Source organism: Candidatus Kirkpatrickella diaphorinae (assembly GCF_025736875.1).
Classification (GTDB): domain Bacteria; phylum Pseudomonadota; class Alphaproteobacteria; order Acetobacterales; family Acetobacteraceae; genus Sorlinia; species Sorlinia diaphorinae.
Window position 1 is genome coordinate 162045 of sequence record NZ_CP107052.1, and the last position, 23130, is coordinate 185174.

The following is a 23130-nucleotide window of genomic DNA, read 5'->3' on the forward strand; positions in this document are numbered from 1 at the left end:
GGAGTCGATGCGTCGAAACGTGATAAAGCTGCGTTTCGCCCGCATACGCCCTCGATTTTCGGACCGTCTGGATGAATAAAGTTGTCATCACCGCGCTGCGGCGCCCCTATAGTTTTGTCGTCCTTTCCGTTCTGATTGTCATTTTCGGCGTGCGCGCGGCGGTCACGACGCCGACGGATGTTTTCCCGAGCATCAAAATCCCCGTTGTGGCCGTCATCTGGTCCTATCTTGGCCTGATGCCGGAGGATATGTCGGGCCGGATCGTCTATTATTATGAGCGCGCCCTGACCACGACGGTCAATAATATCGAGCATATTGAGAGTGGCTCTTTCTACGGGCGCGGCATCGTCAAGGTGTTCTTTCAGCCTGGCGCAAACGTTTCAACGGCGCAGACCCAGATCACCTCTGTCTCCCAGACGATCATCAAGCAATTGCCGCAAGGGGCGACGCCGCCGCTGATCCTTGCTTATGACGCGTCCTCCGTCCCCGTCCTGACCCTTCAAATCAATTCGGAAACGATGAATGGTGCGGACCTTTATAATATGGCGTCCAACCTGATCCGCCCGCAATTGGTTTCGATACCGGGCGTGGCCATTCCCGCACCCTATGGGGGCCTTGCGCCCTATATCACCGTGGACATCGTGCCATCCAAGCTCATGGCGCATAATCTTTCCGCGGTTGATGTCGGGAATGCCCTTAATAAGCAGAATATCGTGCTCCCCGCAGGTGATCAGCGTATCGGCCCCTACGATTATATGGTCGAGACAAATGCCCAGCCGAAAGAGATCGAGGCTTTTAATAACCTCCCTCTCAAACAGGTCGGGAATGCCGTTGTCTATCTGCGCGATGTCGCCAATGTGCATCCGGGCGGGCCGCCCCAAACCAATATGGTACTCGTCAAAGGGCGGCAATCCGTCATGATGGTCATCATGAAAAGTGGTGACGCCTCGACGCTTTCCGTCGTGTCGGGGGTGAAAAAACTTCTGCCGCAGATTTCGGAGTCCCTCCCCAAGGGGACGAAAATCAAAATCCTGACGGATGCCTCGAAATTCGTGAAAGATTCCGTCGAGGATGTCGTGCGCGAGATGGTGATCGCCGCGCTTCTGACCAGCCTGGCTGTGATGCTTTTCCTCGGCTCATGGCGCTCCACCCTGATTGTCTCAACCTCCATCCCGCTGGCCATCCTGTCATCACTGATCTTTCTGCAAATCTCGGGGCAATCCATCAATGTGATGACGTTGGGCGGGCTGGCCCTCGCTGTCGGCATCCTTGTCGATGACGCGACCGTCATGGTTGAGAATATCGACGCGCATCTGGAAATGGGGAAGGATCTGGAAATCGCGATTATCGACGCGGCCAATCAGATCGTGATCCCGACCTTTGTCTCCACGACCTGTATCTGCATTGTCTGGTTCCCCCTTTTTGAACTGACAGGGGTGGCGGGGTGGCTCTTCATGCCAATGGCGGAAGCGATCATTTACGCGATCGCAGCCTCCTTCATTTTATCCCGAACACTCGTGCCGACCATGGCGAAATATCTGCTGGCCGGACATGATAAGGCGCAGGAGCACCCGGCGGACCATCACACGGCCGGGTTCTTCACACGGTTTCAGATGCGTTTCGAGACGGGTTTCAAAGATTTCCGCGACCGTTATGAGGTGCTTCTCGGCCATCTGATCGCGGCGCGGCGGCTCTTCATCCCTTCCTTCCTCGCTGTCTCCGTGGCGTCGATGGGGCTTTATCTCTTTGTCGGGCGTGACTTCTTTCCCGAAATCAAATCGGGGACATTGCAGCTCCATATGCGCGCACCCATCGGCACACGGTTGGAGGAATCCGGGAAAATTGCTTCGCTTGTCGAAAAGAAAATGCATGAGGTTCTCCCCGGAAAAATCAGCTCTGTCCTGAGCAATTGCGGCCTGCCCTTTTCCCAGATGAACCAGGCTTTCATCCCGTCACCGACTTTAGGCGCCGAGGATTGCGATATCACCGTGTCCCTGAAAAATGATGAGAGCCCGATCGCAACCTACCGCCAGGAATTGCGCGCGGCCTTGTTGGATGCGTTCCCGGGGACGCAATTCACCTTCCAGCCTGCCGATCTGACCGCGAAAATCCTTAATTTCGGGTTGCCTGCGCCGATTGATGTGCAGGTGGTGGGGCGTGACCTGTTCGGAAATTACGAGTTTGCCAAAAAGCTGAAGAAGAAGCTGCTGACTGTCCCCGGCCTGGCGGATCTCTCCATCCAGCAACCCATGACAAAGCCCACCATACGTGTGGCCGCCCAGCGAAGTTACGCCATGGGGACAGGCATCACGGAAGAGAATGTGGCGCGTAACGAACTTGTCGCGCTTTCAGGCAGTGCGCAGGTGGGGCAGGTTTACTGGCTGAGTCCACAGGGGATCGCGCGCCTGATCGATGTGCAGGTGCCCGCAACCTATCTGCAAACCATGAATGATCTTGAGACTTTGCCGATCGATAAAGGGGATGGCAATCCTGAAAACAAGCCACCCCAATTGCTCGGTGCGCTGTCAAAAATCAGCGTGACGGGCACGCCGGCGCAGGTTTCGCATTATAATATCATTCCGGTATTTGATATTTACGGCTCCAACGAAGGGCTGGATCTCGGCAATGTCGTGGATGGGGTCAAAAAAGTGACAGATTCCATGCGGTCTCAATTACCGCGCGGTTCCCACATTGTGGTGCGGGGACAGGCTGTGACGATGGTCGAGGCTTACGGGCAGCTGATCATCGGGCTCATTCTTTCTGTCGTGCTGGTTTATCTCGTGATCGTCGTCAATTTCCAATCCTGGCTTGACCCTTTCGTCATCATCACGGCTTTGCCAGGCGCGCTGGCCGGAATTGCATGGAGCCTGTTCCTGACGCATACATCCCTTTCCGTTCCGGCCCTGACGGGGGCCATTATGTGTATGGGCACATCGACGGCCAATGCCATCCTCGTCGTCGCCTTCGCGCGGGAACGGCTTGAAATCCACGGAGACGCCCTCAAAGCCGCGCTGGAGGCCGGGTATGAGCGGATACGCCCGGTTATCATGACGGCGCTTGCCATGATTGTCGGCATGATCCCGATGTCAATGAGCAACTCGGATAATGCGCCGATTGGTAAAGCTGTGATTGGCGGGCTGTTGGTGGCGACAATCGCGACGCTGCTTTTCGTGCCCTGTGTTTTTGCCATGGTCCATCATCGCCGGACGGACCCCACCCCGGCTGAAGGAGTGCGGACATGAAGCTGGCCCATAATATCACGCTTCAACGAAAGCAGATCCTGATGCTGGTGGGGGCGGCGGCGCTGTTGATCGCGCTGATCGGCTTTATTGAACGGCATTTCCACTATCGAGCCCTGCGCAAAGAGGTGGAGGATCTGGCGCGTGTCCGCGTCACCATCATCCATGCCGAACCGGCACCGAAGGAACGCCGGCTTGACCTGCCCGCCAATCTGGCCGCGTGGTACCAGGCGCCGATTTATGCGCAGGTCTCGGGCTACGTGAAAATGTGGTATAAGGATTATGGCGCGCACGTTAAAACGGGTGACATCCTTGCGGAAATCAGCACCCCAAGCCTTGATGCGCAATATGAGGCCGCAAAGGCCAATTACGAAGTCGTGGCCGCGCAATATCGATTGGCCGTCATCACCGCCGAACGCTGGGCGGCGCTGCGTAACACGCAGGCTGTTTCTCGGCAGGAGGTTGATGTCCAGGCGGCGAATGCGGCCGCAAAAAAGGCGCAGGTGGATCAGGCGCGCCATGAGGTTGAGCGCTTCGAGGCGCTGGAGAATTTCAAGAAAATTGTCGCCCCTTTTGATGGGATTGTCACGTCACGGCGCGTCAATGTCGGTGATTACGTCAATGAGGGCAGTGGTGACCTTAATGCGCGTGGCGGGGCGTCGGAGCTTTTCACGGTTGCGGATATTCATCGCATCCGCGTCTTTGTTTCCATCCCCCAGGGATATGCCTCGATCATCTCGGACAAGCTCTCAGCGAAAATCACCGTGCCGCAATATCCGGGTCGGAAGTTCACGGCGTCTTATCTCGCCACGGCGCAGGCATTCTCACCCGCGACGCGCACGGTCGTGACGGAGCTGGCGCTGGACAATACCGACCATATTTTATGGCCGGACTCATACGCGACAGCGCATTTCATCGTGCCGGGAACGCCGGATATCCTGATCATCCCGGTCAATGCGTTGATTTTCCGGGCGCAGGGGACGCAGGTTGCGACGGTGGTGGATCATCACATCCATCTTGTCAGCGTCGAGACCGGAATCAATTACGGCATGACGATCCAGATTATCGACGGCATCAAGCCAGGTGATGACATTGTCGGCAACCCCACCGCCGATATGATGGAGGGGGATGAGGTCAAGATTGTCCCCACCACGAAGGGTTATAATGACAAGGCCGCGCAATCCGCCGTCCCGCCGAACCATCCGGTCGCGCCCGTGCAGGTGCTGCCGGACCGCGCAGCGCCGGAACATGTGGGTGCAATCCGCAAATGACGCGCGTCTGGAGTCAGAAACATGGGGAAAAACGGTGCCCTGCGCGGCGATCACTTTCAGCGCTCCTTCTTCTGCTGGCGGGGTGTGATCTCGCGCCGCATTATCAGCCGCCCCATTATATTTACCCGAATGGCTGGAAAGGTCAGGGCGTGCTGGAAGATGCGCACCCGAATGATGCGGCTTCCCGCGGGACATGGTGGGCGGTTTTCAAAGACCCCGAGTTGAATCGTCTTGAGACGCTGCTGGCGGAAAATAACCCGGACCTTCAGGCACAGGCTGAAATTTTCACGCAGGCCCGCGATGTCGCCCGGGAGGCGGAGGCCCAGTTATACCCGCAGGCCGGTGCGACAGGCGGGATGAGCAATAATCGCGCTTCCCGGACGCGGTTATGGCGCACGCAATCCAGTGCCTCACCCATCTACATGTCCAACGTCTTTTATAGCGGCGCCGCAACGTGGGAGCCGGATTTCTTCAATCAGATCCGCAATACCGAGCGCGGCCAGCGCAACCTGGCGCAGGCGGCGGCGGCGGATTACGCCAATCTGCGGCTGATGTTACAGGCTGAACTGGCCTCTACTTATATCGGCCTTCGCCGGTTGGATGCCCAGATCGCGGTCTATCGTGATTCCATCACCTATTTTGAGGCCGCCGTTAAAATCACGCGCCTGCGTCAGGCAGGGGCGATAGCCGCCGGGCTGGATGTGTCACGGGCTGAAAATCAGCTCCACAGCACCATTGCGGCGCTGGAAGGGGTGCAGGCGCAGCGCGAGGTGCTGGAACATGCGATCGCCGTGCTCGTCAACCGCGCGCCCGCCGCCTTCAGCATTGCCGAACGCAAGCGCGACGTCGTGCTGCCTTATGACACGGTGCGCGTGCCGCAGGGCCTGCCATCGCAGCTCCTTGAACGTCGCCCGGATATCGCCGCGGCGGAGCGACGCCTGTCATCCGCCAGCCATGCGATCGGTGTGGCGCGCGCCGCCTTCTACCCGGTCGTGACGTTCAGCCTGAGTGGCGGGTTTGAAAATAACGGCTTCAGCCTCGGCAATCTCGCAAACTCCATGTGGTCATATGGCGTGCAGGCGGTAGAACCGGCCTTCACGGGCGGCCTGCGTCGGGCCGCCTTGCAGCAGGCCTGGGCGCAATATCGCCAATATGCGGACGCCTATCGCGGCACCATCCTCTCCGCCTTTCAGGATGTTGAGGATGGTCTCTCCCAGACGCGTCTTTATGACCGCCAGACAAAACAGCAATATGAGGCGGTTTCCGCGGCTTTGCGCACGCAGCGCATGACGATGGCGCTTTATACGGGCGGTCTGACCAATTACCTTGATGTTGTGGTGGCGCAGCAGGCCGCACTCACAGCCCGGATCGCCGCCGTGCAGGCGCAGACAGTGCAGCTTCAGGCCACTGTGCGGCTCATCCGCGCCCTGGGTGGTGGCTGGACGCGGCAGAGCCTGCCGACAATGAAGCAGATCGACCCGATCCATCCCCTGCAATATGAGGGGCTGCATCAGGCCCTGCCGGTCAATGACGTCAGGGAAGGGGCCAATCCCGCATCATCCGACCTGACCGGAAAAGGGTCATAACCCGGTTGCTTCACCCGGTGCGCGGCGTGCCCGCCGACGCTCGGAAAAGCTTAACCGGGCGGAGTGAATGATGATGTTGGGACATATTTCACTTGACATGCCGCCCTCTAAAAGGATACGGGGCGCCACTTAGCGAAACGCGGGAGAGGCCGGGACATGCTGCGAGGCATGACGGATTCGATTGTACCGCGGTTCGGGTCAACGATAAAGGAGTCCCGGATATGGCCAAAAAAATTGTTGGCTACATCAAACTGCAAATCCCCGCGGGTAAGGCAAATCCATCCCCGCCAGTGGGCCCGGCGCTGGGTCAGCGCGGCCTTAACATCATGCAGTTCTGCAAAGAATTCAACGCGAAGACACAGGGGCTTGAGCCCGGTATGCCGATCCCGGTCGTGATCACGGCCTATGCGGATCGCACATTCAGCTTCATCACAAAAACACCGCCGAACACGTTTTTTCTGCTGAAAGCCGCGAAACTGTCCAAGGGCAGCCAGACAGTTGGCAAGGCGGCATCTGTCGGCAAGGTGACGACCGCGCAACTGCGTGAGATCGCCGAAACGAAATTTAAAGACATGAATGCGCATGACATTGATGGCGCCGTGCGTATGCTCGCCGGTTCTGCCCGTTCAATGGGCCTTGATGTGGTGGAGGGCTGAGAAGATGGCCAAGAATAAACGTCTCGTCGCCGCCAGGGGCGCTGTGGATCGCGCGCGTGCCTATTCGATCGAGGAAGCGGTTTCGCTGATCAAGACCAACGCCAAAGCCAAATTTGACGAGACTATTGAAGTCTCACTGAATCTCGGCATTGACCCGCGTCATGCCGACCAGATGGTGCGCGGGCTGATCTCCCTGCCGAATGGCACGGGCAAGACTCTGCGCGTCGGTGTTTTCGCACGTGGCCCGAAAGCGGAGGAGGCGAAAGCCGCCGGTGCTGAAGTGGTCGGCGCTGAAGACCTCGCTGAAAAAGTCCAGAATGGCGAAATTGAATTTGACCGCTGCATTGCCACGCCGGACATGATGGCGCTGGTGGGGCGTCTGGGTAAGGTGCTCGGGCCGCGCGGCCTGATGCCGAACCCCCGTCTCGGCACCGTGACGATGGACGTCAAAGGCGCCGTCACGGCGGCCAAATCCGGCCAGGTTGAATATCGCGCTGAAAAAGCCGGTATCGTGCATGCGGGCGTGGGTAAAGCGTCGTTTGAGGCCGAGAAACTGGTCGAGAACATTAAAGCGCTTGTGGACGCGGTGCAGAAGGCACGCCCGACCGGCGCGAAAGGCACTTATCTGAAGAAAGCGGCGGTCTCATCAACAATGGGGCCGGGTGTGCGCGTGGATATCGCGTCACTGTAACAGCTTTTACGAAATTGATGCCTGCCGGGAAGCCGGGAGGTATCAAGGGTGTGGCTCATGTCGCACCCATCCTGTCCAAGACCGCACGTGCCCTTCGGGGCTTAAAGGGCATATGCCTCCGCGCGACAGACGGTTTGCCGGATTTGGCGTAATTTCGGTTACGCATGCACTGGCCTTCCTGACGACGGACAGGCGAGCGGTGGTGACACGCTGCTTCGGCAGGGTGAAGCCGCCAGGGGTAACCAGGCTGCATGAGTATCATGCAGCTGACGAGGAGACAGCAATTGGACCGTCAGGAAAAGCGGGCCTTCGTCGCATTCCTCGCCGAGGTGTTTGCCAGCACATCCATCGTGATCGTCACCGAAAATAAAGGTTTGACGGTTGCTGATGTGACGGAGCTGCGCAGGCGCATCCGTGCGACGGGGTCGACTTATAAGGTTGCTAAAAATCGACTGGTCAGTCGAGCTCTGGAAGGGACCCAATTCGACGGTATCGCGCCGTTGCTTAAAGGACCGACCGCCCTGTCATGGGGTGCGGATCCGGCGGCGATGGCAAAGGTGCTTGTTGAGTTCGCCAAAACGAATGAGAACCTGGTTGTTCTGGGTGGTGCGCTTGGAAGCCAGACGCTTGATGCGTCCGGTGTCAAGGCACTGGCTGAGCTGCCATCTCTGGACGAGCTGCGTGCAAAACTGGTGGGTATGCTCAATACCCCCGCCACGCGGATCGCCGGTGCTGTCCAGGCTCCGGCCGGACAGCTTGCTCGTGTTTTTGGCGCCTATTCCAAAAGCGAGGCTGCCTAGTCTTGTCATCTAGCGCAATTTCATCTCCTGCCCGAAGGGCGGGGTTTGGGATTGCATCGTTTAAACCAGTGCATTTATAGTGGGACCATTCATCATGGCCGATCTTAACAAAATTGTCGAAGAACTCTCAACTCTGACCGTTCTTGAAGCGGCAGAACTCTCCAAACTCCTTGAGGAGAAATGGGGCGTTTCTGCAGCGGCGCCGGTTGCTGTTGCAGCGCCTGCTGCTGGCGGTGCGGCTGCCGCGCCTGCTGAAGAGCAGACAGAGTTCAATGTTCTCATCACCGACCCGGGTGCAACCGCGATCAACGTGATCAAGGAAGTCCGCGCCATCACGCAGCTTGGCCTGAAAGAAGCCAAACAGCTCGTTGATGACAGCAAAGCCGCGCCGAAAGCCGTCAAGGAAGGCGTCAGCAAGGACGAGGCTGACAAGCTTAAAGCCCAGCTTGAGAAAGCCGGCGCCAAGGTCGAGATTAAGTAAGCGTGACAGAGGCTTCAGGCGTCCCTCAGGCGCCCGTCGCTTCTTCAGTTTAGCGAGGAGGGCGGCACCCGCGTCGGTGCCGCCCGCTTTGCCGTTTTCGATAAAGAGGTTATAACAATCAGTCGTTCCGGTCGCCGTTGCAGGTCATGTCGGCGGAGACTTGAAGGTCTGGTTCTTAGAGGCAGGGATAGATGAGCGCAGTCAGCAAATCGTTCACGGGACGCAAGCGGATCCGTAAGAGTTTCGGGCGTATTCCCGAAGTGGCTCCAATGCCTAACCTCATTGATGTGCAGCGGTCGAGCTATGAGACATTCCTGCAGATGAATGTGAGCGCCGACAGCCGTCAGCGCACGGGGTTGCAAGAGGTTTTCAGCTCCGTTTTCCCGATCAACGACTTTGCGGGGCGTGGTCGACTGGAGTTCGTCTCCTACGAATTGGAGGAGCCGAAATATGATGTCGAGGAATGCATCCAGCGCGGCCTGACATTTGCGGCGCCGCTCAAGGTGATCCTCCGTCTCATCGTCTGGGATGTGGATGAGGATACGGGCTCCCGTTCCATCCGGGACATCAAGGAGCAGCCCGTCTATATGGGCGATATGCCGCTCATGACGGATAATGGGACGTTCATCATCAACGGCACGGAGCGTGTCATTGTCAGCCAGATGCATCGCAGCCCCGGCGTCTTCTTTGATCATGACAAGGGCAAGACGCATTCATCCGGCAAATATCTCTTCACGGCGCGCGTCATACCTTATCGCGGCTCCTGGCTCGATTTTGAGTTTGATGCCAAAGACCTGATTTACGTCCGTATCGACCGGAAGCGCAAATTGCCGGTCACGACCCTGCTTTACGCGCTTGAAGGGGCACAATCCGCCGCGGCGCGCGCGGCGAAAGCGGCCGAGGGTGGCGATGTTGACGCCCTTTCCGTCCGCGGCATGGACCCGGATGAGATCCTGGAGCATTTTTACGGCACGGTTGTCTTCTCAAAAGGTGATAAAGGCTGGTCCCGCCCGTTTGACCCGGAGGCTTTCCGTGGGCTGAAGCTGCTGGAAGCGCTTTATGATGCTGATACGGGTGAGATCGTGGCTGAGGCGGAAGCCAAGCTGACCAGCCGCGTCGTCAAAAAGATCGCTGAAAAAACCCATGACGTCCTCGTTGGTCGCGCCGATCTGCTGGGGCGTTTCATTGCGCGTGACATCGTCAATGAGCACACGGGTGAGATCTACGCCGAAGCGGGTGAAGAGCTGACGGACGCACGTCTGACCACCCTTGAGGAAGCCGGTATTGCCGAGATCCCGATGCTGGCGATCGACACGACTCATGGGCCGTGGATCCGTAACACGCTGGCCGTGGATAAAAACAATAATCGCGATGATGCGCTGATCGATATTTACCGCGTCATGCGCCCCGGTGAGCCGCCAACCCCGGAAACGGCGGAGGCGATGTTTCAGGGCATTTTCTTCGACCCGGATCGTTACGACCTCTCCGCCGTCGGCCGCGTGAAAATGAATATGCGTCTGGAAATCGACGTGCCGGATTCCGTGCGAGTGCTCCGCAAGGAGGATATTCTGCGCACGGTCAAGATCATGTGCGACCTGAAAGACGGGCGCGGTCAGATCGACGATATTGATAATCTGGGCAATCGCCGTGTCCGTTCGGTCGGTGAATTGATGGAGAATCAATATCGCATCGGCCTGTTGCGTATGGAGCGCGCCATTCGTGAGCGTATGGGGTCTGTCGATATTGATACGGTCATGCCGCATGACCTCATCAACGCCAAACCGGCTGCGGCCGCGGTGCGTGAGTTCTTCGGCTCATCCCAGCTCAGTCAGTTTATGGATCAGACGAACCCACTCTCGGAAGTAACGCATAAGCGTCGCCTTTCCGCCCTGGGCCCGGGTGGTCTGACGCGTGAGCGGGCCGGGTTTGAGGTTCGTGACGTTCACCCGACCCATTATGGCCGTATCTGCCCGATTGAAACGCCGGAAGGGCCGAATATCGGTCTGATCAACTCGCTTTCAACCTATGCGAAGGTGAATAAGTACGGCTTTATTGAAACGCCCTATCGCCTCGTCAAGGATGGGATGCTTCAGGATGGGTGGAAATATCTTTCCGCCATGGAGGAGGAGAAACTTATCGTCGCGCAGGCGGATGCCAAGCTCGATAAGGAGACGGGACGCCTCACGGATGAACTCGTTTCCGTGCGGCGGTCAGGTGATTTCCGCCTCGTCCCGCCGGAGCAGGTGACGGCTTGTGACGTCTCGCCCAAGCAGCTCGTTTCCGTCGCCGCGGCGTTGATTCCGTTTCTGGAAAATGACGACGCCAACCGCGCGCTGATGGGGTCAAACATGCAGCGTCAGGCCGTCCCACTCGTGCGGGCAGAAGCGCCGCTTGTTGGCACGGGTATGGAAGCCGCTGTCGCCCGCGATTCCGGTGCGACCATTGTGGCACGGCGCGACGGCGTCGTTGACCAGATCGACGGTGCCCGTATCGTGGTCCGCGCCACGGGTGAAACCGGTGCGACGGAGGGCGTCGATATTTACCGCCTGCGTAAATATATGCGCTCCAACCAGTCGACCTGTATCAATCAGCGCCCGCTGGTGCATATTGGTGATGTCGTCAAATCCGGTGACATCATCGCGGATGGCCCGTCGACTGAACTGGGTGAACTGGCGCTGGGGCGTAACGTGCTCGTCGCCTTCATGCCCTGGAATGGTTACAACTTTGAGGATTCCATCCTCATCTCCGAGCGCATTGCGCGTGATGACGTCTTCACTTCAATTCATATTGAAGAGTTTGAAGTCATGGCCCGCGATACAAAGCTGGGTCAGGAGGAAATCACCCGCGACATCCCGAATGTCGGTGAGGAAGCGCTGCGCAATCTCGACGAAGCGGGCATTGTCTATATCGGTGCGGAGGTGAATCCCGGTGATATTCTGGTTGGCAAGGTGACGCCGAAAGGCGAGAGCCCAGTCACGCCGGAAGAGAAATTGCTGCGTGCCATCTTCGGTGAAAAAGCCTCCGATGTGCGCGACACATCCCTGAAGCTGCCGCCTGGCACGACGGGGACGATCGTTGATGTGCGTGTCTTCTCCCGTCGTGGTATCGACAAGGATGAGCGCGCCATGGCCATTGAGCGCGCCGAGATTGAACGCCTGTCAAAAGACCGGGATGATGAGCGCGCCGTGCAGGAGCGGAGCTTCATCAACCGTCTGCGTGAGCGCCTCCTGAATCAGTCAGCGGGTGCGGGTTTCAAAGGCATACGTTCCGGCACGGTCATCACCGATGAGGTGCTGAATGAGCATCCGCGCGGTGCGTGGCGCCACATTGTGGTGTCGGAAGACAGCGTGATGTCCGAGCTTGAAACCCTGCGGCGTGAATATGATGCCGAAATGGCGCGTATCCAGGCGCGGTTTGAGAGCAAGGTTGAGAAGCTTCAGCGCGGTGACGAGTTGCCGCCAGGCGTGATGAAGATGGTCAAAGTCTTCGTCGCGGTGAAGCGCAAGCTTCAGCCGGGTGACAAGATGGCGGGTCGTCACGGTAACAAGGGCGTCGTCTCTCGCGTCGTGCCGGTCGAGGACATGCCGTTCCTCGAAGATGGCACACCGGTTGACCTCGTGCTGAACCCGCTGGGCGTGCCCTCACGTATGAATGTCGGGCAGATTCTGGAAACCCATCTGGGCTGGGCGTGTGCCAATATCGGTCAGGATATCGGACGCCTGGCGGATGAATATCAGCGCAACGGGGAAGAGAAAATGGCCTTGCTGGAACGTCTGCGGGCGGTCTATGGCGATGCTGTTTTTGATAGCGACATTGCGGACATGAATAACGCACAGCTTTCCGAACTGGCGGGTAATCTTCGCCGTGGCGTGCCGATCGCAACCCCTGTCTTTGATGGTGCGTCGATCCCGGATATTGAAGATATGCTGGATAAAGCCGGGGTTGATCGTTCCGGTCAGTCCCAGTTGATTGACGGGCGCACGGGTGAACGCTTTGAGCGTAAAACGACGGTTGGGTATATTTACATGCTCAAACTGCACCATCTTGTTGATGACAAGATCCATGCGCGCTCCATCGGTCCATACTCGCTCGTGACGCAGCAGCCACTCGGGGGTAAGGCCCAGTTCGGTGGGCAGCGTTTCGGTGAGATGGAAGTCTGGGCGCTTGAGGCATACGGTGCAGCCTACACGTTGCAGGAAATGCTGACCGTGAAGTCAGACGACGTCTCCGGTCGTACCAAGGTTTATGAAGCCATCGTGCGTGAGCAGGATGATTTCGAAGCCGGTATTCCAGAGAGCTTCAACGTCCTGATCAAAGAGCTCAAATCTCTCGGCCTGAATGTCGATCTGGAGCAAAGCGCATCGTGATGACGCTGTCATTTGTTGAAAATTGCATTGATGATAAGGCGCGCGCGGCCTATGGCCGCCGCGTGAAATGGGGTCTTGGCGCATGAACGAACTGATGAAGATTTTGGGCCAGACGGGCCAAAGCCTGTCTTTTGATCAGATCAAAATTCAGCTCGCTTCCGCCGAGCAGATCCGGTCCTGGTCCTATGGTGAGATCAAAAAGCCGGAAACCATCAATTACCGCACCTTTAAGCCGGAGCGTGACGGGCTTTTCTGCGCCCGCATTTTCGGCCCGATCAAAGATTATGAATGTCTGTGCGGCAAATATAAGCGCATGAAATTCCGCGGCATTGTTTGCGAAAAATGCGGTGTTGAAGTTACGCTCGCGAAAGTGCGTCGTGAGCGTATGGGCCATATTGAGCTTGCCTCACCGGTGGCGCATATCTGGTTCCTGAAATCCCTGCCATCTCGTATCGCGACGCTGATCGACATCACGCTGAAAGATCTTGAGAAGGTTCTGTATTTCGAGAGCTACATCGTCCTTGAAGCGGGCACGAGCCCGTTCAAGCAATATAGCCTGCTGTCGGAAGATCAATATTTCGACGCGCTGGATGATTACGCGGATGAGGGGCTTGAAGTCGGTATTGGCGCGGAGGCCATCAAGAAGATCCTCTGGAAAGCCCGCCTCCATGCGGAGGAAATCGACCGTCCTGGCCTGGTGGATCGGGAAGGGCGCGACCAGGATAAGTCCGACGGCGATTTGCTGCGGGAGGATCTCAAAGCTGCGACTTCCGAAGCGAAGCGCAAAAAGCTGGTCAAACGCCTCAAACTCTATGATTCATTTGCCGAGAGCGGTTCCCGCCCGGAATGGATGATCCTGGACCTCGTCCCGGTGATCCCGCCGGAATTGCGGCCGCTCGTCCCGCTTGATGGCGGACGTTTCGCAACGTCGGACCTTAATGATCTTTACCGGCGCGTCATCAACCGTAATAACCGCCTCAAACGCCTGATTGAGCTTCGCGCCCCGGATATCATTGTCCGCAACGAAAAGCGCATGCTGCAGGAGGCGGTGGACGCGCTGTTCGATAATGGTCGGCGTGGGCGTGCGATTGCGGGCGCCAACAAGCGTCCGTTAAAGTCCCTCTCAGACATGCTGAAGGGTAAGCAGGGGCGTTTCCGTCAGAACCTGCTGGGCAAGCGCGTCGATTATTCCGGTCGTTCCGTCATTGTGGTCGGGCCGGAACTCAAATTGCATCAATGCGGCCTGCCGAAGAAAATGGCGCTGGAGCTGTTCAAGCCCTTCATTTACTCGAAGCTTGAGAAATATGGTCACGCCACGACCATCAAAGCCGCGAAACGGATGGTCGAGAAGGAACGCCCGGAAGTCTGGGACATCCTTGAAGAGGTGATCCGCGAGCATCCCGTGATGCTCAACCGTGCGCCGACTTTGCACCGATTGGGGATTCAGGCTTTCGAGCCTGTCCTGATTGAAGGCAAGGCCATCCAGCTTCACCCGCTCGTCTGCACCGCGTTCAACGCGGATTTCGACGGGGATCAGATGGCCGTGCACGTGCCCCTCTCGCTGGAAGCCCAGCTTGAGGCGCGTGTGCTGATGATGTCGACAAATAACATCCTCAGCCCGGCCAATGGTAAGCCAATTATCGTGCCGTCACAGGATATCGTGCTGGGTCTTTATTATCTCAGCCTCGAAGTGCCGGAATATCTCGCGACACCGGACCAGGCGGAGTATGACAAGGAAGGGCGCGTGACCAAAGCCGGTCCGCCAGCCTTCCATTCCGTCGCTGAAATTGAACTGGCGATGAATGAAGGTGCGCTGAAGCTGCACGATAAGATCCGCCTGCGTCTGGAAGTCCCTTCAGCGGAGGGGCAGATGACGCGGCGTATGGTGATCACCACGCCGGGGCGTGCGCTGATTGCGCAGATCCTGCCGGATAATGCGGCTGTGCCGTTTGAGGTCGTCAATAAGCAGCTGACCAAAAAGAACGTCTCTGACGTGATCGACGCGGTTTACCGCCATTGCGGCCAGAAAGAAGCGGTGATTTTCTGTGATCGTCTGATGGGGCTCGGTTTCCGCCATGCGGCGCGCGCCGGTATTTCCTTCGGCAAGGATGATATGATCATCCCGGTTGAGAAGCAGGCACTTGTTGAGCGGACTCAAGCCGAGATCAAAGAGTTTGAGCAGCAATATCAGGACGGTCTGATCACAGCGGGTGAGCGCTATAATAAGGTGGTCGATGCGTGGTCGCGCTGCACGGATGAAGTGCAGGTCGCGATGATGAAGGAGATCTCGAAGCAGGTCATCGGCAAGCCGACCAACTCCGTTTGGATGATGAGCCATTCCGGGGCGCGTGGGTCGCCAGCGCAGATGAAGCAGCTGGCCGGGATGCGCGGCCTGATGGCCAAGCCATCCGGTGAGATTATCGAGCAGCCGATTATCGCCAACTTTAAGGAAGGGCTCTCCGTTCTCGATTACTTCACCTCCACCCATGGTGCGCGTAAAGGTCTCGCGGATACGGCGCTCAAGACGGCCAACTCCGGTTACCTGACGCGCCGCCTGGTTGATGTCGCGCAGGATTGCATCATCGTTGAGAATGATTGCGGCACGGAGCGTGGCCTGACTGTGCGTGCGGTTATGGATGGGGGCGAAATCGTTTCCTCCCTTTCCGAGCGCATTCTGGGGCGGACCCTTTCCGCCGATGTGCTCAACCCGGCTGACGGCAAGGTTCTCTACCCGCGCAACACGCTGGTTGAGGAAGCGGAAGCGGAAGCGATTGAGCAGGCCGGGGTTGAGACGGTGCAGATCCGTTCTGTCCTGACCTGTGACAGTCGCGTCGGCGTCTGCGCGCATTGTTATGGGCGTGATCTGGCGCGCGGCACACCGGTCAATATCGGTGAGGCTGTCGGCGTCATCGCGGCGCAATCAATCGGGGAACCCGGCACGCAGCTGACGATGCGTACCTTCCATATTGGTGGTGCGGCGACGCGTGGTGCTGAGCAATCCATGGTGGAAGCATCCCGTGACGGCAAGGTCACCATCCGCAACCGCAATGTCGTGCAGAATAGCCAGAACATGACGATCGTCATGTCGCGTAACTGTGAGATCGTGCTGACGGATGAGAAAAATGTCGAGCGTGCCCGCTATCGTGTGCCTTACGGTGCCCGATTGCTGGTCACGGAGGGGCAGAATGTCGAGCGCGGCCTCAAAATGGCTGAGTGGGACCCTTACACCCTGCCGATCATCACTGAGGAATCCGGCACGGTCGAATATCTCGATCTCATCGATTCAATCACGCTGGTTGAGCGGATGGATGAGGTGACGGGGCTGACCTCTCGCGTGGTTGTCGATTATAAACAGGGCGCTAAAAGCGTCGATCTGCGGCCGCGTCTGCAGGTCAAGGACGCGTCCGGCAATGTCGTGAAACTGGCGAACGGAAATGACGCACGTTACTTCCTTGCGCCGGACTCCCTCTTATCAGTCGATAATGGCGCGAAGGTGCATGCGGGTGACGTTCTGGCGCGTATCCCGCGTGAAGGCTCGAAAACGCGTGATATCACGGGCGGTCTACCGCGCGTCGCTGAGCTTTTTGAAGCGCGGCGTCCGAAAGACCATGCCATCATCGCCGAGACGGAAGGTCGCATCGAAATCGGTCGTGACTATAAGTCGAAGCGCTGCATCATCGTCAAAAATGATGAGACGGGTGAGGAGACGAATTACCTCATCCCGAAGGGCAAGCATGTTTCCGTCCAGGAAGGCGATTTTGTCCAGAAGGGAGACCCGCTGGTCGATGGCCCGCGCGTGCCGCATGACATTCTCAAGGTCATGGGTGTGGAAGCCCTGTCAGATTACCTCGTGAATGAAATTCAGGATGTTTATCGTCTTCAGGGCGTGAAGATCAACGACAAGCATATCGAGGTCATCGTCCGGCAGATGCTCCAGAAAGTTGAAATTCTGGAGCCGGGTGACACAACCTATCTTGTCGGGGAAATCGTTGATCGGATTGAGTTCGAGACCGAAAATGATAAGAGATTGAAGCTGGATGAGACGCCGGCACGTGGTGCGCCTGTTCTACAGGGCATCACCAAGGCGTCGCTCCAGACGCAGTCATTCATCTCGGCAGCGTCCTTCCAGGAAACGACGCGTGTCCTGACAGAGGCCGCGACAGCGGGCAAGGTCGACACGCTGAATGGCCTGAAAGAGAACGTTATCGTCGGACGTCTTATCCCGGCGGGAACGGGCAGCGTCATGAACCGCCTGCGTGCGATTGCCGCCTCTCAGGACCGCCAGCGACTGGGGCAGGCTTCTGTTGAAACGACCGAAGAATCATCGGAGGCTTGAGGTTGAAAATAAGCGCGCAGCGTCAGGCTGCGCGCTTTTTGCTGGGGTATCGGTAAATATCTTGGCGACTCTATCCAGATGCTTGACTTTTGCCGGTAAGCGCCGTAGGTAACGCGCTTCCGGCTTCCCCGTCTCTCGGGACGTCAAGGCCGAGGATAGACTTTATTTTTTGCTTTGGACGCCGTTTATCTTTGGTAAACCAAGGTCTGGGGTAGATTTGTTTGGCGGGCGATCTTGCATCGCGCGCTGAGTTGTGTTGAATGCGCGCGGATCAGGTGCGAATCTGGTCTGTCTTTAAACGAGAATCGGGAAGGGCGAATGCCGACCATCAACCAGTTAATCGCAAAAGGGCGTGAGCCTGCTGCGAAGCGGAATAAAGTGCCAGCCCTGCAAGGGTGCCCGCAAAAGCGTGGCGTGTGCACGCGCGTCTATACGGTCACACCGAAGAAGCCGAACTCGGCCTTGCGTAAGGTGGCAAAAGTCCGCCTGACAAACGGGTATGAGGTCGTCAGCTACATCCCCGGTGAAGGGCACAACCTGCAAGAGCATAGTGTGGTGCTGATCCGCGGCGGCCGCGTGAAGGATCTTCCGGGTGTGCGCTACCACATTCTCCGTGGTGTGCTGGATACACAAGGTATTGCAAAACGCCGCCAGCGTCGCTCGCTTTACGGCGCGAAACGTCCTAAGTAAGAGGAATATAAGGCATGAGTCGCCGACATCGCGCTGTCAAGCGTGAGATCCTTCCCGATCCGAAGTTTGGAGACGTCGTCATCACGCGCTTTATGAATGCGCTAATGTACGATGGTAAGAAATCGACTGCTGAAGGTATCGTTTACGGTGCGCTTGAGGCTGTCCGCCGTCGTGGCGGTGCTTCGGCGGATCCGGTTGCGATGTTCCACGCAGCGCTCGACAACGTCAAGCCTGCCGTCGAGGTGCGCTCACGCCGCGTCGGTGGCGCGACGTATCAGGTGCCTGTCGAAGTCCGTGCGGAACGTCGTCAGGCCCTGGCGATACGCTGGGTGATCGACGCGTCGCGCAAGCGCGGCGAGAACACGATGCAGGAGCGTTTGTCCAACGAGCTGATGGATGCGATCAATAATCGCGGTTCGGCCGTCAAAAAGCGTGAAGACACGCATCGCATGGCTGAAGCCAACAAGGCATTCAGCCACTACCGCTGGTAAGTTTAACCAGCTCAACAGTTTCGGGTTTCAAACGGGACCTGATGTTAATGAGCAATCTTCCCCGCCGCAACTTCGGCGGTGGGTTATGGAGAGAACGATGGCTAAGGCTAAATTTGAGCGGACGAAGCCGCACTGCAATATCGGAACGATTGGTCACGTTGACCATGGCAAAACCTCACTGACCGCTGCGATCACCAAGACGCTCGCCAAGTCAGGTGGTGCGACATATCAGGCTTATGATCAGATCGACGCGGCGCCGGAAGAGCGTGCACGTGGTATCACGATCTCGACCGCTCACGTTGAGTATGAGACGAAAAACCGCCATTACGCGCACGTCGACTGCCCGGGCCATGCTGACTACGTCAAAAACATGATCACCGGTGCGGCGCAGATGGATGGCGCGATCCTCGTTGTCTCCGCTGCTGACGGCCCGATGCCCCAGACACGTGAGCACATCCTGCTCGCACGCCAGGTGGGTGTTCCTGCGCTGGTCGTCTTCCTGAACAAGGTTGACCAGGTGGATGACCCTGAGTTGCTTGAGCTCGTTGAGATGGAAGTGCGTGAGCTTCTCTCTTCCTACCAGTTCCCGGGCGACGATATTCCCATCATCAAGGGCTCCGCGCTCGTCACGCTTGAAGACGGCGATGCCGAAATCGGTGAGAACCGCGTTCTTGAACTGATGGAAGCGGTTGATTCCTACATTCCGCAGCCTGAGCGCCCGATTGACCGTCCTTTCCTGATGCCGATTGAAGACGTCTTCTCGATCTCCGGTCGTGGCACGGTTGTGACGGGTCGCGTTGAGCGCGGTGCGGTCAATGTCGGTGAGGAAGTCGAGATTGTTGGTCTTAAGGACACAGTCAAGACGACGGTGACCGGCGTTGAGATGTTCCGCAAGCTTCTTGACCGTGGTGAGGCAGGCGATAATATCGGTGCCCTGCTGCGTGGCACGAAGCGTGAAGACGTTGAGCGCGGTCAGGTTCTGGCCAAGCCCGGCTCCATCACGCCGCACAAGAAGTTCAAGGCTGAAGCCTACATCCTCACGAAAGAGGAAGGTGGCCGTCACACGCCGTTCTTCACCAATTATCGTCCCCAGTTCTACTTCCGCACGACGGACGTCACGGGTGTTGTCCAGCTGCCGGAAGGCACAGAGATGGTCATGCCGGGCGACAACGTTGCGATGGATGTTGAGCTGATCGCACCGATCGCGATGGATGAAGGCCTTCGCTTCGCGATCCGCGAAGGTGGCCGGACTGTCGGCGCAGGTGTGGTCGCGTCGATCACCGCCTGAACGAAAATATAGCCTCTTATGGGGGCTGACCCGACCGGGCGCACCTGGTCGGGTCAGCCTTCGAGGCTTAGAAGGAGCAGGGTAGCCCCCGAACCTTATTGAGTTGGACGATTTATAAAGATGGACAGCCAAAACATCCGCATTCGCCTCAAGGCATACGACCACCGCGTGCTCGATAACAGCACGAAGGAGATCGTGAACACGGCGAAGCGCACGGGTGCGCAGGTTCGGGGTCCCATCCCGCTACCGACGCATATTGAGCGTTTTACTGTTAACCGCTCGCCACATGTGGATAAGAAAAGCCGCGAGCAGTTCGAAATTCGGACTCACCGCCGCCTGCTCGATATTGTCGAGCCGACCCCGCAGACCGTGGACGCCCTCATGAAGCTCGACCTCGCCGCTGGCGTCGATGTCGAGATCAAGCTTTAAGGTCCAGACGATGCGCACCGGATTGATCGCAAAAAAGTTGGGCATGACCCGACTCTTTAAGGAAGACGGCACACATGTGCCTGTCACCGTTCTTCATCTCGACGATGTGACGGTTGTCTCCACCCGTAATGTTGAGCGTGACGGCTATACGGCCGTGCAGCTTGGTATGGGCAAGGCAAAAGTCAAAAACGTCTCCAAGCCCATGCGTGGGCATTTCTCGGCCGCCAAGGTCGAGCCCTGCAAGAAGCTTGTCGAGTTTCGCGTCAGTGACGACGCGGTGCTTGAGGCGGGGACACGCCTTTCAGCCGCGCATTTCGTCGTCGGCCAGAAAGTGGACGTGACCGCAACGAGTAAAGGTAAGGGTTTTGCCGGCGCCATGAAGCGCTGGAACTTTGCTGGTCTCGAAGCCTCGCACGGCGTTTCCATCAGTCACCGTTCACACGGTTCGACGGGACAGCGTCAGGATCCCGGCAAAGTCTTCAAAGGCAAGAAAATGGCCGGTCATCTTGGTGATGAGCGCATCACCACGCTGAACCTCGAAGTCGCCGCGGTGGATGAAGAGCGTAATCTCATTATGGTTCGTGGTTCAGTCCCGGGTGCCAAAAACGGCACGGTGCTGATCCGCGATGCGATCAAGAAGGACCGTCACGCTGACGCGCCGTATCCGGCTGCGACTCTGACGGCCGCCGGTTGAGGACTGAGGGCATGGAATACGAGATCAAGACCCTCGATAACGGAAGCGCCGGTAAGGTGACCCTTCCGGAGGAATTGTTCGGCATCACGCCGCGCAATGACATTATGGCCCGCGTCGTGCATTGGCAGCTTGCCAAGCGTCGTGCTGGCACGCACCGTGTCAAAGGCATGGGCGAAATTTCCGGCACGACCAAGAAGCCTTATCGCCAGAAAGGCACGGGCTCTGCTCGTCAGGGTTCGTTGCGTGCCCCGCAATTCCGCACAGGTGGTGTGGTGCACGGGCCGGTTGTGCGTGACCATGGTTATGACCTGCCGAAAAAGGTGCGCCGCCTCGGCCTGATTTCCGCGCTGTCGCAGAAAGCTGCGGAAGGGAAAGTCGTCATCCTTGAGGCTGTTGCCGGCGTGCAGAAAACACGTGATGCTGAAGCCAAAATGAAGGCTCTGGGCCTGACATCGGCTTTGATTGTTGATGGTGCCAATCCGGATGCCGGGTTTGGGCGTGCCATCCGCAACCTGCATAAGATTGATGTGATGCCGTCAATCGGCGCCAATGTTTACGATATCCTCAATCATGAGGTGCTTGTCGTGACGCGCGCCGGGCTTGATGGCCTGAAGGAGCGCCTGGCATGAGCACGACAACCGTTCTGGCGCGCCGTGAAAAGGCCGCCCGCATGAGCCGTGAGGCGATGTTCGACATCATCCGCGCGCCCGTCATCACTGAGAAGGCGACAGCTCTTTCAGAGAATAACCACGTCGTTTTCCGCGTCGCACTTGAGGCGTCCAAGCCCGAGATCAAAATTGCGGTCGAGACGCTGTTTAACGTGAAGGTGCTTTCGGTGAACACCCTGGTGCAGAAGGGCAAGAGCAAAATGTTCAAGGGGCGGCCAGGTCGTCGCTCTGACACCAAGAAAGCATATGTCAAGCTCGCAGATGGTCAGTCGATCGACCTCACAGCGAAGCTGAGCTGACGCGGGGCAGGGAATCATGGCACTAAAACACTTTAATCCGACGACGCCCAGCCTTCGTGGCACCGTCCTTATTGACCGGAGCGAGCTGCATAAGGGGAAACCCGTCAAGCAGCTGACGGAAGGTAAGAACAAATCCGGCGGTCGCAATAATCATGGGCGCACAACGTCGCGCTTCCGTGGCGGCGGGCACAAGCAATCCTACCGTTATGTCGATTTCAAACGTCGCAAATTCGATGTTGCGGGCACGATTGAGCGTCTGGAATATGACCCCAACCGCACGTCTTTCATCGCGCTGATCAAATATGATGATGGTGAGCTTGCTTACATCCTCGCGCCGCAACGCGTGAAATCAGGGGATCGCGTCGTTGCTGGTGCGCGGGTTGACGTCAAGCCCGGCAATGCGATGCCGCTGGCGGCGATGCCGGTGGGCACGATCGTCCATAATATCGAGCTCAAGATCGGTGCGGGTGGCAAGGTCGCGCGTTCAGCCGGGACTTACGCCCAGCTTGTCGGCAAGGATGCCGGTTACGCGCAGATCAAGCTGCAATCCGGTGAGTTGCGTCTTGTCCGCGGGGAATGCATGGCGACAGTCGGTGCCGTCTCCAACCCGGATAATATGAACCAGCATATCGGTAAGGCCGGTCGCAATCGTTGGCTCGGGCGCCGCCCACATAACCGTGGTGTCGTCATGAACCCTGTTGATCACCCGCATGGTGGTGGTGAGGGCCGTACCTCTGGCGGGCGTCATCCCGTTACGCCGTGGGGCAAGCCGACAAAAGGTTACAAAACGCGTAGCAACAAGCGCACGGATAGCTTGATTATCCGCCGCCGCAAGACCGGTAAGTAAGAGAGGGGCATTAGAGAGATGGCACGTTCCGTCTGGAAAGGCCCGTTCGTCGACGGGTACTTGTTTGGTAAGGCAGAAGCTTCACGTGCGTCGGGTCGCAATGAGGTGATCAAAATCTGGTCACGTCGTTCAACGATCCTGCCGCAATTTGTGGGCCTGACATTTGGTGTGTATAACGGGCGCAAGTTCCTGCCTGTGCAAGTGACGGAAAACATGGTCGGACATAAGTTCGGCGAGTTTTCCCCGACGCGCACATTCACGGGCCATGCGTCCGATAAAAAGTCGAAGCGGGGCTGA

At 57.8% G+C, this 23130-nt stretch carries 18 protein-coding genes; all 18 read left to right on the plus strand.

What is annotated here, in order from left to right; all coding sequences use genetic code 11:
* Positions 1 to 71 precede the first annotated feature (71 nt).
* The 18 genes from N5W20_RS00800 to rpsS all read left to right on the plus strand — a co-directional run bounded on the left by N5W20_RS00800 (position 72) and on the right by rpsS (position 23130).
* On the plus strand, positions 72 to 3242 hold the full coding sequence (locus N5W20_RS00800) for an efflux RND transporter permease subunit (protein ID WP_319807049.1): 3171 nt from the start codon (positions 72 to 74) through the stop codon (positions 3240 to 3242).
* Positions 3239 to 4510 carry an efflux RND transporter periplasmic adaptor subunit gene (locus N5W20_RS00805; protein WP_319807050.1) on the plus strand — a complete coding sequence of 424 codons (1272 nt, stop codon included), beginning with the start codon at positions 3239 to 3241 and terminating at the stop codon, positions 4508 to 4510. Before N5W20_RS00800 ends, N5W20_RS00805 begins: the two co-directional genes overlap by 4 nt.
* Positions 4507 to 6096, plus strand: coding sequence for an efflux transporter outer membrane subunit (locus tag N5W20_RS00810; RefSeq protein WP_319807051.1), 1590 nt, complete (start codon positions 4507 to 4509; stop codon positions 6094 to 6096). The genes N5W20_RS00805 and N5W20_RS00810 overlap by 4 nt, the downstream gene beginning before the upstream one ends.
* A 221-nt stretch (positions 6097 to 6317) precedes the next feature.
* Positions 6318 to 6752, plus strand: coding sequence for a 50S ribosomal protein L11 (gene rplK, locus N5W20_RS00815; RefSeq protein WP_319807052.1), 435 nt, complete (start codon positions 6318 to 6320; stop codon positions 6750 to 6752).
* A gap of 4 nt (positions 6753 to 6756) precedes the next feature.
* Positions 6757 to 7443, plus strand: a complete 687-nt coding sequence (gene rplA / locus N5W20_RS00820; protein ID WP_319807053.1) for a 50S ribosomal protein L1 — start codon at positions 6757 to 6759, stop codon at positions 7441 to 7443.
* A gap of 284 nt (positions 7444 to 7727) precedes the next feature.
* Positions 7728 to 8243: a 50S ribosomal protein L10 gene (gene rplJ / locus N5W20_RS00825; protein ID WP_319807789.1), complete on the plus strand. Its 516-nt coding sequence runs from the start codon at positions 7728 to 7730 to the stop codon at positions 8241 to 8243.
* Between the two features lie 94 nt (positions 8244 to 8337).
* A complete protein-coding gene (gene rplL, locus N5W20_RS00830; RefSeq protein WP_319807054.1) occupies positions 8338 to 8724 on the plus strand; it encodes a 50S ribosomal protein L7/L12 in 387 nt (128 codons plus the stop codon).
* Positions 8725 to 8915: 191 nt separating this feature from the next.
* Positions 8916 to 13091 (plus strand): DNA-directed RNA polymerase subunit beta, encoded by a 4176-nt coding sequence (gene rpoB, locus N5W20_RS00835; protein WP_319807055.1) that lies wholly within the window; start codon positions 8916 to 8918, stop codon positions 13089 to 13091.
* 82 nt (positions 13092 to 13173) lie between these two features.
* The gene (rpoC, locus tag N5W20_RS00840) at positions 13174 to 17427 is read left to right on the plus strand and encodes a DNA-directed RNA polymerase subunit beta' (RefSeq protein ID WP_319807056.1); all 4254 of its coding nucleotides are present in this window, start codon (positions 13174 to 13176) and stop codon (positions 17425 to 17427) included.
* 318 nt (positions 17428 to 17745) lie between these two features.
* Entirely contained in the window at positions 17746 to 18117 is a 372-nt protein-coding gene (gene rpsL / locus N5W20_RS00845) for a 30S ribosomal protein S12 (protein ID WP_023979007.1), read from the plus strand.
* A 14-nt stretch (positions 18118 to 18131) separates the two neighbouring features.
* A complete protein-coding gene (gene rpsG, locus N5W20_RS00850; RefSeq protein ID WP_319807057.1) occupies positions 18132 to 18608 on the plus strand; it encodes a 30S ribosomal protein S7 in 477 nt (158 codons plus the stop codon).
* 97 nt (positions 18609 to 18705) lie between these two features.
* Positions 18706 to 19896, plus strand: a complete 1191-nt coding sequence (gene tuf / locus N5W20_RS00855) for an elongation factor Tu (RefSeq protein ID WP_319807058.1) — start codon at positions 18706 to 18708, stop codon at positions 19894 to 19896.
* 120 nt (positions 19897 to 20016) lie between these two features.
* Positions 20017 to 20325: a 30S ribosomal protein S10 gene (gene rpsJ / locus N5W20_RS00860; RefSeq protein WP_319807059.1), complete on the plus strand. Its 309-nt coding sequence runs from the start codon at positions 20017 to 20019 to the stop codon at positions 20323 to 20325.
* Between the two features lie 10 nt (positions 20326 to 20335).
* Positions 20336 to 21019 carry a 50S ribosomal protein L3 gene (gene rplC / locus N5W20_RS00865; RefSeq protein ID WP_319807060.1) on the plus strand — a complete coding sequence of 228 codons (684 nt, stop codon included), beginning with the start codon at positions 20336 to 20338 and terminating at the stop codon, positions 21017 to 21019.
* Positions 21020 to 21030: 11 nt separating this feature from the next.
* Positions 21031 to 21648, plus strand: coding sequence for a 50S ribosomal protein L4 (gene rplD / locus N5W20_RS00870; RefSeq protein WP_319807061.1), 618 nt, complete (start codon positions 21031 to 21033; stop codon positions 21646 to 21648).
* A gap of 41 nt (positions 21649 to 21689) precedes the next feature.
* On the plus strand, positions 21690 to 21986 hold the full coding sequence (locus N5W20_RS00875; protein ID WP_319807790.1) for a 50S ribosomal protein L23: 297 nt from the start codon (positions 21690 to 21692) through the stop codon (positions 21984 to 21986).
* 16 nt (positions 21987 to 22002) lie between these two features.
* Positions 22003 to 22833, plus strand: coding sequence for a 50S ribosomal protein L2 (gene rplB, locus N5W20_RS00880; protein ID WP_319807062.1), 831 nt, complete (start codon positions 22003 to 22005; stop codon positions 22831 to 22833).
* A gap of 18 nt (positions 22834 to 22851) precedes the next feature.
* Positions 22852 to 23130, plus strand: a complete 279-nt coding sequence (rpsS, locus tag N5W20_RS00885) for a 30S ribosomal protein S19 (RefSeq protein ID WP_319807063.1) — start codon at positions 22852 to 22854, stop codon at positions 23128 to 23130.

Bases quoted from the DNA above. Each gene is read 5' to 3' on its own strand.
- N5W20_RS00800 (WP_319807049.1), top strand. From the start codon at position 72: ATGAATAAAGTTGTCATCACCGCGCTGCGGCGCCCCTATAGTTTTGTC.
- N5W20_RS00805 (WP_319807050.1), top strand. From the start codon at position 3,239: ATGAAGCTGGCCCATAATATCACGCTTCAACGAAAGCAGATCCTGATG.
- N5W20_RS00810 (WP_319807051.1), top strand. From the start codon at position 4,507: ATGACGCGCGTCTGGAGTCAGAAACATGGGGAAAAACGGTGCCCTGCG.
- rplK (WP_319807052.1), top strand. From the start codon at position 6,318: ATGGCCAAAAAAATTGTTGGCTACATCAAACTGCAAATCCCCGCGGGT.
- rplA (WP_319807053.1), top strand. From the start codon at position 6,757: ATGGCCAAGAATAAACGTCTCGTCGCCGCCAGGGGCGCTGTGGATCGC.
- rplL (WP_319807054.1), top strand. From the start codon at position 8,338: ATGGCCGATCTTAACAAAATTGTCGAAGAACTCTCAACTCTGACCGTT.
- rpoB (WP_319807055.1), top strand. From the start codon at position 8,916: ATGAGCGCAGTCAGCAAATCGTTCACGGGACGCAAGCGGATCCGTAAG.
- rpoC (WP_319807056.1), top strand. From the start codon at position 13,174: ATGAACGAACTGATGAAGATTTTGGGCCAGACGGGCCAAAGCCTGTCT.
- rpsL (WP_023979007.1), top strand. From the start codon at position 17,746: ATGCCGACCATCAACCAGTTAATCGCAAAAGGGCGTGAGCCTGCTGCG.
- rpsG (WP_319807057.1), top strand. From the start codon at position 18,132: ATGAGTCGCCGACATCGCGCTGTCAAGCGTGAGATCCTTCCCGATCCG.
- tuf (WP_319807058.1), top strand. From the start codon at position 18,706: ATGGCTAAGGCTAAATTTGAGCGGACGAAGCCGCACTGCAATATCGGA.
- rpsJ (WP_319807059.1), top strand. From the start codon at position 20,017: ATGGACAGCCAAAACATCCGCATTCGCCTCAAGGCATACGACCACCGC.
- rplC (WP_319807060.1), top strand. From the start codon at position 20,336: ATGCGCACCGGATTGATCGCAAAAAAGTTGGGCATGACCCGACTCTTT.
- rplD (WP_319807061.1), top strand. From the start codon at position 21,031: ATGGAATACGAGATCAAGACCCTCGATAACGGAAGCGCCGGTAAGGTG.
- N5W20_RS00875 (WP_319807790.1), top strand. From the start codon at position 21,690: ATGAGCCGTGAGGCGATGTTCGACATCATCCGCGCGCCCGTCATCACT.
- rplB (WP_319807062.1), top strand. From the start codon at position 22,003: ATGGCACTAAAACACTTTAATCCGACGACGCCCAGCCTTCGTGGCACC.
- rpsS (WP_319807063.1), top strand. From the start codon at position 22,852: ATGGCACGTTCCGTCTGGAAAGGCCCGTTCGTCGACGGGTACTTGTTT.